This is a genomic window from Burkholderia sp. BKH01 (assembly GCF_025685725.1).
Taxonomy (GTDB): Bacteria; Pseudomonadota; Gammaproteobacteria; order Burkholderiales; family Burkholderiaceae; genus Burkholderia; species Burkholderia pyrrocinia_C.
This window is the reverse complement of record NZ_JAOTQT010000020.1, coordinates 39,016-51,203: the sequence shown is the minus strand read 5'-3', so window position 1 is coordinate 51,203 and position 12,188 is coordinate 39,016. Positions and strand designations below refer to the sequence as shown.

11 protein-coding genes are annotated in these 12,188 nt (G+C 67.6%); 4 read left to right on the top strand and 7 right to left on the bottom strand.

Translation table 11 applies throughout. The annotated features are described in order from the left end of the window. Positions 1-70: 70 nt before the first annotated feature. The gene (gene hutC, locus OEJ37_RS25035) at positions 71-808 is read left to right on the top strand and encodes a histidine utilization repressor (protein WP_263346565.1); all 738 of its coding nucleotides are present in this window, start codon (positions 71-73) and stop codon (positions 806-808) included. Between the two features lie 84 nt (positions 809-892). Here hutC and OEJ37_RS25030 read toward each other — a convergent pair whose 3' ends face one another. Continuing rightward, positions 893-1,741, bottom strand: coding sequence for a phytanoyl-CoA dioxygenase family protein (locus OEJ37_RS25030; protein ID WP_263346562.1), 849 nt, complete (start codon positions 1,739-1,741; stop codon positions 893-895). Positions 1,742-1,772: 31 nt separating this feature from the next. Beyond that, the gene (locus OEJ37_RS25025) at positions 1,773-2,573 is read right to left on the bottom strand and encodes an ABC transporter substrate-binding protein (protein ID WP_174422365.1); all 801 of its coding nucleotides are present in this window, start codon (positions 2,571-2,573) and stop codon (positions 1,773-1,775) included. A 613-nt stretch (positions 2,574-3,186) separates the two neighbouring features. Here OEJ37_RS25025 and OEJ37_RS25020 point away from each other — a divergent pair. Beyond that, a complete protein-coding gene (locus OEJ37_RS25020) occupies positions 3,187-4,047 on the top strand; it encodes a LysR family transcriptional regulator (RefSeq protein ID WP_175917171.1) in 861 nt (286 codons plus the stop codon). A gap of 55 nt (positions 4,048-4,102) precedes the next feature. On the opposite strand, the gene OEJ37_RS25015 is transcribed toward OEJ37_RS25020, so the two are convergent. The 3 genes from OEJ37_RS25015 to OEJ37_RS25005 all read right to left on the bottom strand — a co-directional run bounded on the left by OEJ37_RS25015 (position 4,103) and on the right by OEJ37_RS25005 (position 7,096). Then, positions 4,103-4,576 carry a nuclear transport factor 2 family protein gene (locus OEJ37_RS25015; protein ID WP_175942958.1) on the bottom strand — a complete coding sequence of 158 codons (474 nt, stop codon included), beginning with the start codon at positions 4,574-4,576 and terminating at the stop codon, positions 4,103-4,105. A gap of 56 nt (positions 4,577-4,632) precedes the next feature. Continuing rightward, a complete protein-coding gene (locus OEJ37_RS25010) occupies positions 4,633-5,817 on the bottom strand; it encodes an amidohydrolase family protein (protein ID WP_263346714.1) in 1,185 nt (394 codons plus the stop codon). A 79-nt stretch (positions 5,818-5,896) separates the two neighbouring features. After that, entirely contained in the window at positions 5,897-7,096 is a 1,200-nt protein-coding gene (locus OEJ37_RS25005; protein ID WP_174419553.1) for an amidohydrolase family protein, read from the bottom strand. Between the two features lie 541 nt (positions 7,097-7,637). Here OEJ37_RS25005 and OEJ37_RS25000 point away from each other — a divergent pair. Continuing rightward, complete coding sequence (locus OEJ37_RS25000) at positions 7,638-8,267, top strand: glycine zipper 2TM domain-containing protein (RefSeq protein WP_174419554.1); 630 nt, start codon at positions 7,638-7,640, stop codon at positions 8,265-8,267. 424 nt (positions 8,268-8,691) lie between these two features. Then, a complete protein-coding gene (locus OEJ37_RS24995; RefSeq protein WP_263346555.1) occupies positions 8,692-9,201 on the top strand; it encodes a GNAT family N-acetyltransferase in 510 nt (169 codons plus the stop codon). A gap of 78 nt (positions 9,202-9,279) precedes the next feature. Here OEJ37_RS24995 and OEJ37_RS24990 read toward each other — a convergent pair whose 3' ends face one another. Further along, positions 9,280-11,280 (bottom strand): glycoside hydrolase family 28 protein, encoded by a 2,001-nt coding sequence (locus tag OEJ37_RS24990; RefSeq protein ID WP_263346552.1) that lies wholly within the window; start codon positions 11,278-11,280, stop codon positions 9,280-9,282. Between the two features lie 262 nt (positions 11,281-11,542). Then, on the bottom strand, positions 11,543-12,121 hold the full coding sequence (locus OEJ37_RS24985; RefSeq protein WP_263346550.1) for a CS1 type fimbrial major subunit: 579 nt from the start codon (positions 12,119-12,121) through the stop codon (positions 11,543-11,545). Positions 12,122-12,188: the final 67 nt, after the last annotated feature.

The window sequence follows — 12,188 nt, the reverse complement described above, 5'->3', positions numbered from 1 at the left end:
CCAAGTCCATAGCACGCCTGCGGAAAGGCGATAGAATCGCTCCCGTATTTCATCCACAAGGATCCCCCCGATGGTCACAAAGGCCACCGCACCGTTCCAGCAGATCAAGACGCTCGTTCGCCAGAACGTCGACGCGGGCGACTGGCGCCCGGGGGACCGCATTCCGTCCGAACTCGATCTCGCCGCACAGTTCGGCGTCGCGCGCATGACGGTCAACCGCGCGCTGCGCGAGCTGACCGAGGAAGGTGTACTGAAGCGCATCGCGGGTGTCGGCACCTTCGTCGCCGAGGCGAAGCCGCAGTCGAACCTGTTGATGATTGCGCATATCCGCGACGAAATCCGCGCGCGCGGGCACGAATATCGCTGCCGCGTGCTGAGCCGGTCGAGCGAACCCGCATCGTTCGACGTCGCGGCCGCGTTCGGCCTACCGGTCAACACGCCGGTCTTTCACGTGGTGTGCGTGCACGAGGAAAACGGCCGCCCGATCCAGCTCGAGGACCGCTACGTGAACCCGGCCGCCGCGCCCGGTTTCATCGACCAGGATTTCCAGGTCGAGCCGCCGTCCGAGTACCTGTACAACAACGTGTCGCACTACGAACTGGAAATCGAGCACGTCGTCGACGCGTCGCTGCCGACCGGCGAACAGGCGCGGCTGCTCGACATGCGCGCCGACGAGCCGTGCCTCACGCTCACGCGCCGCACCTGGACGGACGGGCTGCCCGTCACGTTCGTGCATTTCCTGCATCCGGGCAACCGCTACCGGCTCGGCTCGCGCTTCAAGCCGGGCGCCGGGCGCCACCCGACCTGACCCTTCGCCACACGCCGACACGCACAAAAACGCGCGGCGGCCGTTTCGTCAGGAAACGGCCGCCGCGCTCGTTACCTGCGTCGGTCAGATCGCGCCGACCTGCCCCGCGCCGCGCGACCACACGACCGGAAACAGCGGGTGTTCGAGCGGCGCGCCGTCGGGCAGTTGCTCCGCGAGCCCGGGGAAATCGGGCGACGTTTTCCAGCGGCGCGGCGCGTGACGGATATCGTCGCCGACGAAGCGGATCGAGAACGCGCGCCGGCGGTTCTGCGTGCCGCCCGACGCATGCAGCGTGAGCATCCGGAAGCACACCATGTCGCCCGGCTCGAGCGCCCAGTGGCGGATCGGGAACGCCGTGCGATCGGCTTCGATGTCGGGCAGGTCCGCGAGGCTGCCTTCCGGAAACCACTTCGCCTCCTTGTCCATGAACGTGCGCGGCATCAGCCACGGCCCGCGATGCGAGCCCGCGACGAATTCCAGCGTCGATTCGAGCGGCACCGGATCGACCGGAATCCACATGCTGACGTTGTCGTCGCCTTCGATGTTGTAGTACGGCTGGTCTTGGTGCCACGGCGTGCGCTGCCGCGTGCCGGGTTCCTTCACGAGCAGGTGGTCGTGATGCAGCCGCACGTGCTCCGTGCCCATCAGCGCGGCGGCCACCGACGGCGCCGGCGAACGCACGATGAAGTCGCGGTACGCGTCGTTGTGCTGCCAGTTGCAGAAATCCTCGAAGAACCAGCCCGGATCGTCGGGCCGGCTCGCGACTTTCGCGCGCTCGCTCGGCTGCGCGAGATTCGCGTCGATGCCGGCCCGGAGCGCGGCCACTTCGTCGGGCGAAAAGATGCCCTTGATGCAGACCGCGCCTTCCTCGCGGAACGCGGCGATCAGTTCGGGCGTCACGGCTTGCGCGACGCGGTCCTGGATGCTCGTCATGGTGTGCCTGTCGATTGAATGAATCACGGAGTCACGGTGCGGCGGTCAGTTGCTTCGCGCCGTAGATATCGAAGTCGAAGTATTTCGCGGCGATCTTCTGGTACGTGCCGTTCGCGCGGATCGCGACGATCGCGTCGTTCAGCCGCTTCTTCATGTCGGCGTCGCCCTTGCGCAGCCCCATCGCGACGCCGTAGCCGGTGATGCGCGCGTCGGTCACGTCGGGGCCCGCGAACGCGTAGCCCTTGCCGCGCGGCGTCTTCAGGAACGAGTAACCGGCCTGCGTCTTGTCCTGGAAGGTTGCATCGAGGCGGCCGTTGACGAGATCCTGGTACACCTGATCCTGGTTCTGGTACGAGACGATCGTCACACCCTTGGTCGCCCATTCGGCCTTCGCGTACGCCTCCTGCGTCGTGCCCTGGTCGATCCCGATGCGCTTGCCCGCAAGCGACGCCGCGGTCGGCAACAGTTTCGAGCCGACCGGCGCGACCAGCGCGCCCGGCGACGCATACAGCTTGTTCGAGAAGTCGATCTGCTTGAGCCGCTCGTCGGTGGCCGTCATCGCGGACATGATCACGTCGAACTTGCGCGCGCGCAGCGCCGGAATCATCCCGTCGAAGCCCTGCTCGACCCACACGCACTTCGCGCGCAGTTCCTCGCAGATCGCGTTGCGCAGGTCGATGTCGAAACCGGCGAGCGAGCCGTCGGGCTGCTTCGCCTCGAACGGCGGATACGTGGGATCGATGCCCCAGCGGATCGTCGACGTGTCCTGCGCGAACGACACGAGCGGCGCGAACGCCAGCGCGGTAACGAGGAGCTTTGCAGTGCGGTTCATGACGTGTCCTTGAAGGTCTCGACGCGGCGGGCGACCGCCGGCGTCCGGTAGATGGCGCCGCGCCGGGATGCCGACGCGGTGCGGTGCGCGAAAGACGGGGACTTCGTTGAAACTACGATGCAGTCTAGACCGCTCAATTTTCGAGCGCAAGCAGGAAGAAGCGGGGCCCGGGGTGGAGTGAGGGCGGGCGGGGGCGAAAAGGAAGAGATGGTGCTTTAAATACGGCTTCTCGGCTGGATTTTCGCGTTTTTTTGGCGTTTACCCTGCGCGACGCACGCCTGCCACAGAGTGTGTTTTTACGGATATCTACGAGATGGCAATGTCTATACAGGTAAGCGAAGCAAAGCCTTTTCTGGCACTGCTTGACCAGTATTGGCGATGCGTCCTATACCGCATCGGTGCCAATGAATCCACAACTCGGCCGCGACGCCAGCTCGCACTAAAACCTACCGCGCCGCCGCGCTCGCCGATGCGCGGCAGATGCGATGCGTCAGGCGTCCACGCGACGCCGCGCCGGGTCCGGCGAAACCGCGATTGCCCGCGGCGTCCGGCCATGTTAAAAGTCGTCGCACGCATTTGGAAATGAAATGTTCGAATCCGCAAAAGTGCAAAAATGAATAGACCCCTGTTCGACCTCGACCTGCTGCGCGCGCTCGTGATGGTGGCCGACTGCGGCAGCTTCACGACCGCCTCCGCGCGCCTGCACTCGACGCAGTCGACGGTCAGCCAGAAGGTGCGCCGGCTCGAGGAAATCGCCGGGCACCGCCTGCTCGATCGCGGCACGCGCGACGTACGGTCGACCGACGCGGGCGTGACGGTGCTCAGCTATGCACGGCGCATGCTCGCGTTGAACGACGAGATGCAGGAAGCGCTGTCGGGCGCGACGGTCGCGCTGACGATCCGGCTCGGCGTGCCGGACGATTTCGCGGCGGGCCGCACGACCCATGCGCTCGCCGCGTTCAATCGCGAGCATCCGCAGGTCAAGCTCGAAGTGACGTGCGGACTGAGCCGCGACGTCAGCGCCGCATACGACCGCGGCGAGCTCGACCTCGTGCTGATCAAGCAGCGGCGCGACAGCCGCGAGGCCGTCGTGCGCTGGCCCGAGAAGCTGCGCTGGATCGACAGCGCGAAGCATCCGTCGATCGATCTCGACCCGGTGCCGATCGTCGTGTTTCCGCCGCGCGGGCTCTATCGCGACGACATGATCAAGGCGATCGAGGAGCGCGGCCGCCGCTGGCGAATCAGCTTCACGACGTCGAGCCTGAGCGGCATCCAGGCCGCCGTCGCCGACGGGCTCGGCATCAGCGTGCTGCCGGCGCGCGTGGTGACCGACGAGCACACCGTGCTGACCGCGAAGCAGGGTTTCGCGCCGATCGAGCACATGGACATCGCCATCCTGCATCGGCCGACGGCCGACCCGATGGTCAGCGAACTGACGAAGGCGCTCGCGTCGATGCTGGAGCACGAGGAATAGTCGAGCGGCGGAGTTTGTTCAGGAAGCAGCAAGGCAGCTGCACACCCCGGACAACTCAGAACATCGTGTTCCCGTTCGCGGCCTGCTCGGGCACCGGCTGGTTGACGTCCCAGTGCTCGACGATCTTGCCGTTCTCGAGCCGGAAGATGTCCATGATCGCGCTGCCGCGCGTGCCGGGTTCGCGCACCGCGTGCACGTGCAGGATCACGTAGTCGCCGTCGACGAACGAGCGTTTGATCTCGCTGTGCGACTGCGGATATTTGTCGCGCAGGAACGCGACGAACTTGCGGAAACCGTCGCGGCCGTCGGCCGCGTTCGGGTTGTGCTGCACGTAGCGCTCGCCGACATACGCGAGCGCGGCGTCGGCGTCTTTGTCGTTCAAGCCTTTTTCGTAGAACGCGAGCACGGTCCGCCGATTCGCTTCCTGCTGCGCGTCGTTCGGGCCGGCCGCCACCGCATGCGCGGCGTTCACGGCGAACAGGGTCGCCGCCATCCATCGTGCGGCCCGTGCCGCTGTCGTGCGTTGCATCGTCGTCTCCCGGGAAATCCGGCTGAAAACCGGATCATACCGGCGCGACACGGCGCTCAGACCAGCGCGCCGTTGCGCGCGACGATCCTCCCCGACGACACGACGACCCGTCGCACCGGCCGCGCGACGACGGACTCGGCGAACGTCAGCGCATCGACGAGCACGACGTCCGCGCGGCTGCCAGGCTGCAGCCCGTAGTTTGCGAAACCGCAACCGCGTGCGGCGCTGTGCGTCACGCAGTCGAGCGCGACTTCGAGCGCGTCGTCGCGGCGGAAGTCGTTGCGCATGCCGATCAGCATCGCGCGTTCGAGCATGTCGGGCGAACCGTACGGCGTCCACGTGTCGCGCACGCCGTCGTTGCCGCCAATGACGGTCACGCCCGCCGCGCGGCACGCGGCCACCGGCGGCACCGGCACATCCGCCGGCGCGGTCGTGACGATCGCGACGCCGAGTTCGGCCATCCGCGCGAGCAGCGCATCGCGCTCGCGTTCGGCAAGATCGCCGAGACAGAACCCGTGGCTGATCGTGACCTTCCCGTGCATGCCGTGTGCGGCCGTGCGCTGCAGGATCAGGTCGAGCGAGTACGCGCCCATCGACGCGCGCTCGTGCAGGTGGATGTCGAGCCCGCGGCCGTGGCGCTCGGCGATCGCGAACAGCACGTCCACCGCCTCGACCGGATCGCCTTCGATCGCGCACGGGTCGAGCCCGCCGAGCAGATCGGCGCCGGCGCCGAGCGCGTCGGACAACAGCGCGTCGGTGCCGGGCCGCTTGAGCACGCCCGATTGCGGAAACGCGACGATCTGGATTTCAACCTGCCCGCGCAGCGTCTCGCGCGTCGCGAGCACGCCGTGCAGGTGCCGCAGCCCGGCTTCGGTATCGACGTCGACGTGCGTGCGAATACGCGTCGTGCCGGCCGCGAGGAACGCGCGCGCCAGCGCGAGCGATGCGGCGCCCGCGTCATGGCCGCTCGTCGCGCGATAGTGCCGTTCGTTGTCGATGCGGTCGACGAGTCGCGGCCCGACCTGGTTGCGGTACCACGGCATCCCCCAGTGGGTCTTGTCGAGGTGCGTGTGGCCTTCGACGAGGCCAGGCAGCGCGAGCGCGCCCGCGCCGTCCTCGATCGCGCAGCCGGCGGGCGCGTCGAGCGACGGGCCGACGCGCGCGATGCGATCGCCTTCGATCAGGATGTCGAGCGCAGCGTCGGCGCTCGTGCGGACATTGCGGATCAGCAGGTTCGTCATGTCGGTTCCGGTGTGGTCGGTCAGTGCGGTCAGTGCGTAGCGGGCACGGCGCTTCACGCGCTGCCCGCGGTCGGGTCGGTCAGCGCGTGAAGCGCAGCGCGGGAGCGAACGGCGCGCCCGTATCGCTTTCGCCGCGACGGAACACCCAGCGTTCGGCCGGCACGCCTGCGACGGCCGCCGCCGCATTCGGCGCGCGCACCGCGACGAACGTCGCGTCGCAGCCGACCGCGATTCCGTAGTTCTCCTTGCCGATCACGCGCGCGCCGGCGTGCGTCGCCATGTCGAGCGCGACGCCGAGCGCTTCGTCGGTATAGAAGCCCGACCGATAGCCGACCATCATCGCGCGCTGCAGCATGTCGCCGTTGCCGTACGGCCACCACGCATCGCGGATGTTGTCGTTGCCCGCGAACACGTGCACGCCCGCGTCGCGCAACTGCCGCACCGGCGGAAACGCGCAGTCGCCCGGCGCATTCGTCAGGATCGACACGCCGGCTTCGGCGAGTGCCGCCGCCGTGCGCTGGACGTCGTCGTAGCCGACTTCGCCGAGCGCGTACGCATGGCTCACGTTCACGCGCCCACTGAGCCCCGCCGCGCGCGTGCGCGCCGCGATCCGCAGCAGTTGCGCGATGCCCGTCTCGCCCGGCTCGTGCAGGTGGATGTCGATCTTCGCGCCGCGCTTCTCGGCGATGCCGAACACGATGTCGAGCTGGCCGTCTGCATCGCCGTCGAGCGTCGTCGGGTCGATCCCGCCGACCACGTCCGCGCCTTCGCGCACGGCCGCGTCGAGAATGTCGGCGGTGCCCGGGCACGACACGACGCCGGCCTGTGGAAACGCGACGAGTTCGATGTCGACGATCCCGCGCCATTGCTCGCGCGCGGCCATTACGGCCTGCAGGTTCGACAGGCCCGTCGTCGCATCGACGTCGACGTGGCTGCGCATCGCGACCGTGCCGAATGCGGCGGCCTGCGCGATCAGTGCGTTCGCGCGCTCGACGATCGGCGGCGCGGCCGCGAGCTGGCGCTTCTCGACCGCGAGCCGCTCGCGCAGCGAGCCGACCGATTCGTGCGGCACCCAGCGATCGCCGACGAAACTCTTGTCGAGATGGATGTGGCCATCGATGAAGCCGGGCAGCACGACGCGGCCGTCGAGGTCGATCGTCTCCGCACCTGGCGCGGCCGTGCAATCGACACCGATCGCGTTGAAGCGGCCGTCACGGACGACGAGGTTGATGGGCTGGCCGCCGGCGTCGACGGCGTTGATGAAGATACGATCGGTCATGGCTCGGAATCTGTGGGGCGGCCGCCGCGCGACACCGGCGCGGACAGGAGAAGGAACCGCAGCCGGCGCGGCGCGACCGTTGGCAGGGAATCCGGCCACGATATCGGACGCCGCCGCCCGAGGCCAATTAAATGTCGCGATGCCGCGCATTCGATTTCGCGATGGGCGGCGCAAACGCCACGCCAGCAAGATGCCGCAGCGGGGTCCGATCTCGTCGGAGACGGCCTGCATGCCAACGGCCCGTCGGGGGCGTCGCGGAAGCCGAGATTTCGGGCGCCGGAATCGAGGGGTCAACCGCCTCAAAAAACACGCCGCAGGACCGCTGTCGATACGCGTAATCGAAGCTGCCGAACGGGCGCCGCCGCCTTTGCCGACCGCTGCGCGACCGCCCCGCGCAAGCCGGCGATTTGCGCGGCAACAGACTTTACACGTTGTTACCCGGCCGCACCGGACACGCATTCGGCCATTCCTTATACTCACGCCGAGTTCGCCACCCGTCCCGGTATCCGTCGGCGAACACGTTGCCGATGCAGGAACCATCATGATGCGCATTCCTTCCACGAAGACCGTTCTGTTCGCCTCGCTCGTCGCCGTGGCGGCGCTTCCGCTGACCGCCTGCGTCGCACCCGGTTATTACGGCGCGCAGCCGGGTTATCCGCAGCAGCAATATGCGACGCCCGCTTATTCGCAGCCCGCGTATTCGCAACCCGGCTACGTGCAGCAGCAGCCGTACGACCAGTACGGCAACCAGCCGCAATACGGGTCGCAGCCGTATGACCAGTATGGCAATCAGCAGCAATACGGCAACCAGTACGGGAGCGGCTACGGCACGCAGTACGGCACGGTCGCGAACATCCAGCCGGTCAGCGGTTCGGTTGGCCCGGCGGGCGTCGCCGGCACCGTCGTCGGTGCGCTGGTCGGCGGCCTGGTGGGCAACCAGTTCGGCCGCGGCCACGGCCGCGATGCGGCCACCGTGATCGGCGCGCTCGGCGGCGCGGTTGCGGGCAACCAGATCGGCCAGCAGATGGGCGCCGCGCAACCGCCGAGCAGCTACCGGATCGACGTGCAGGTCAGCGACGGCTCGACGCGTTCGTTCGACGTGCAGTCGCCGGGCAACCTGCGGCCGGGCGACCGCGTGCAGATCAACGGCAATCAGTTGTCGCGGTATTGATGCCGATTCAGTGCGCCTGACCTGAGCGGGCGCATCCCGCGCGTTTGATGTCGTGTGCCGGTTCGGCGCGACGGCTCGCTTGCTTCACGTGATCCTCATCCTTCGTGCCGGCGCGACGCGCATGACGCGCCGCCGGCACTTTCGCAGTCCCTCCACATTCGTGTCCGTCTCCGGCGCGACGCGTTGCACGGCCGTTTCACCGCTCGCCTGCATGGACCGACCGCGTCGCAATCACACGCGCTCCGCACCGACCGCGATGCGCGTCGACCGCGCGACGCGATCCGGGGACCAGGGCGCGGCCTGGCCGCACGACGCATCGAACGCCGTCACACGTCATCCGGATTCCGATTAGCATAGCCACGATGCATCGTGCGGCCGCAGCAGCCCGCGCCGGCACGTACAGCCCTCTACCGGAATCCCCTCGATGACGATCACGACCCGCCTGCTCGACGCGGCCGACGCCGCCCGTTTTCAGACCCTCCGCCTGCGTGCGGTCGACACCGCGCCCACGTCTTTCCTGCCCACGCTCGACGAAGAATCGCAGGTGCCGGTCAGCGAATTCGCGACGCGCATCACGCCGAGCCACGAGCGCGCCGTGTTCGGCGCGTTCGACGGCGACACGCTCGTCGGCATCACGGGTGTGCGTCGCGATGCGCGCGCGAAGATCGCGCACAAGGCGACGATCTGGGGCGTGTTCGTCGATCCCGCGTATCGCGGGCAGGGCATCGCGCAGGCGCTGCTCGAGAGCGCGACCGCTCATGCGGCGCAAGCGTGGCAGTGCAAGCAACTGATGCTGTGCGTGAACGAAGTCAACGGCACCGCCGAGCGGCTGTATGCGTCGCAGGGGTTCGTCCGGTTCGGCACGGAACCGCGCTCGCTGTTCGTCGACGGCCGCTTCTACGACGAACATCACATGGTCAAGACGCTGGCTTGACGCGTTCAGTCATGCTTGCGTTCGCGTGCATCGAGCGGCGCACGCGAACGCCCGTCACCTTCACCTCGTATCACCAAGTCACCGCTGGTCGGTAATCGTCGTGTTGACGGCCTGCCCGGCGATCGTCACGTTCGTCAGCGTCAGCGCGCTCACGTTGAACGCATAGATCGGCCCCGGCGACGTGACCGTCGGCGTGCCCGACGCGACCGGCGTGCCGAAGTCGCAATCGCTGATCGTCACGCCGGAGATCGGCTGCACGACCGGCGCAGGCGGCGTGCCGTTGTAGTCGAACACGACCGGCCCCTGCGCAACGATCGCCTGGAAACACGACGCGGTCACGCCGTTCAGCGTCACGTTGCTCGCCTTCACGCCGGAGATCGTCACGTTCTGCACGACCGGCGCGCGCGTGCGCACCGCATCGTTCGCGGGCTGGTAATCGCAGTCGAACGTGACGATGCCGCCCTGCGCGGCCGACGGGTTGCCGGCCGACGGCGTGACGACGCCGAGCGGCACGCTCGCGTTGATGGGGCTGCCCGCGAGCAGCGCGCTGCCGTAGCCGCCGCCCTTCAGCGTCACGCCGTTCGGCAGCGTGACGCCCTTCACGTGGAAGTCCTTCACGTAGCCGCCGCGATTCATGTTGGTCTTCACGCGGATCGCGATGTTCAGCGGGTTGGTCTGCCAGTTCGCGTTCAGCATCGACAGGTTGGTCGCATAGATCTGCTCGACGCCGCCGCCCATCTCGCTGCCGAGCGTGATGCCGCCGTGCCCGCTGTTCATCGTGCAGTTGCGGATCAGGTGCCGCTTCGCCGGCCCGTATTCGGTGTCGCGATCCTTGCCGGATTTGATCGCGATGCAGTCGTCGCCGGTATTGAACGTGCAGTCCTCGCACAGCACGTCGGTGCATGCGTCCGGATCGAAGCCGTCGTTGTTCGGGCCGACGCTGTTCGTCGTCACGCCGCGAATCACGACATGGCGCGACGCGGTCGGATGGTGCTGCCAGAACGGCGTGTTCTGCGTCTGGTAGTTCGCCATCAGCACGTTCGTGCAGCCGATGAATTCGACCATGCACGGCCGCAGGTAGTGGCCGAGGCCGAAGATGCGCTTCTCGACCGGCACGCCGGCCTCGGACAGCGCGGGCAGGTAGTTCTGGTCCTGCTGCCACGGCGTGACCGGCGACGTGAGCAGCGCGTAGAGCGCGTCGGGAATCGCGGGCGCGATGATCCGCAGGTCGACGTTGTTCGGATTCGCATAGGCCTGGCTCGGCACCGACGCGCTTGCGCCGTACGCGCCCGACGAGCCCTTGTAGGTCCACCAGCAGACGCTGCCGGCCCCGCTGCCGGAGAACGGCGTCATCGCCTGCCCGTTGAGCACCGACGTCGGGCCCTCGCCCGTCAGCGCGATGTTCGTCGCGTTGCGCGCGTAGACGGGCGCGCCGTAGTTCAGGCAATCGTTCGCCTGCCAGCGGCTGTTGTACAGCCGGCCGTTCGCGCCGCAATCGACCGGGCCGTCCTTCGCGTAGTCGGCCGGGTTCGGGCTGAAGTAGATCGTGCAGTTCGCGCTCAGGTGGAACGTGACGTTGCTCTGCAGCACGATCGGCCCCGCGCAGTACCAGTTGCCGGACGGCACGACCACGCGCCCGCCGCCTTCGCGGCGGCACGCGTCGATCGCCGCGAGAAACGCCGGACGCGAATCGAACGCGCCGGGCGCGGTCGTCAGTTCGGAACCCGGACTCACCGGCGATTTCGCGACGTTCGTGTACGGCGACGTTTGCGCGACCGTCGCGCACGGGCGCGCGCCGTAGTGCGTCACGTCGAAGTCGCGCCCGCGCAGCGCGAGCCGCGATACGTGCGCGAGCGATGCGGCGATGCGCGCCGCCGCGCCATGCTCGCCCCAGATGAGGTCGACCGCCGACGCATTGGGCATGTGGCCTCCCGCAAAGGCCCGGGTCGCCGCGAGCGGTCCGCCGAGCACGGCGCCGCCGGCGAGCGCGCCGCTCCAGCCGATGAATGCGCGGCGCGACACCGGCTTCGATGAAGGCGATCGGACGGACGAAGACGAACGGCGGCTGTTTGCGGCCATGGGCACTCCTTCAGTGTATGGGGTATCGACGCGCCGGACGGCGGATCGCTATTTATACGTCGTCGTACTACAACGCGCAGTCTAAATGCGATCGAAGCCGCACACGTATTTGTCGTTTACCCTGTTTTTACTGAGTTAGTGCCCCTGATGTGTGCGCCCACTCACATCAGTGAATGCGTCTTTAGAGATATGTTGTCGTACATTTATGCGCACAAACTTCAACTGAAACGCCCCGGCCGACGACGTCCGCCGGGGCAACGACCTACTCGCCCGCAGCCGCTACCGCACCCGTCGCCGGCTCGCGTCCCGCCGAAGCGGCCGGCTCGAACATCAGCACCAGATCGCCGTGGTAACTCCCATTGGTCGAGGTCGCGCCACTGACGACCGGCACATGGGCGCTGACCTTCAGGTTGCGGGTTTCGTCGTAGCCGTCAAAGCCGTCGTGCCCGGGCTTGACCAGCGTGATCGTGCGAGCGGCGCCGGACGCGATTTCCGCATCGCCTGCCTTGCCCGTCAGCACGACTTTCGCGTTGGCCATCTCGTCGCGACCGTTCGACAGCCGCAGCGGCTGCACCAGCGTGACGTTGATATCGGGGTTCGTCGTGCGCACGCGGATCGGCAGCGTCGTGGCGAAGCTCTGCTGCGCACGGTCCGTCGCGTTCAGTTCGACCACGTCGTACCACGCGGAATTGTCCGGTCTCGACACGAACAGGCTGTCGCCGATATGCGCCGTCAGCGTGATCTTCTTGACGACCGCTTGCTGCGACGCCGCGCCTGCGTAAGCGATGCCGGTCAATGCGCCGCACGCAGCGAGTGCGGCAAGATGTTTTCCGATCTTCATTGTGTTGCTCCGCATTCTGGATGGTTGAAATCCGATCGCCGAAAAACCGGCCCGCCTCGAGCTCGCG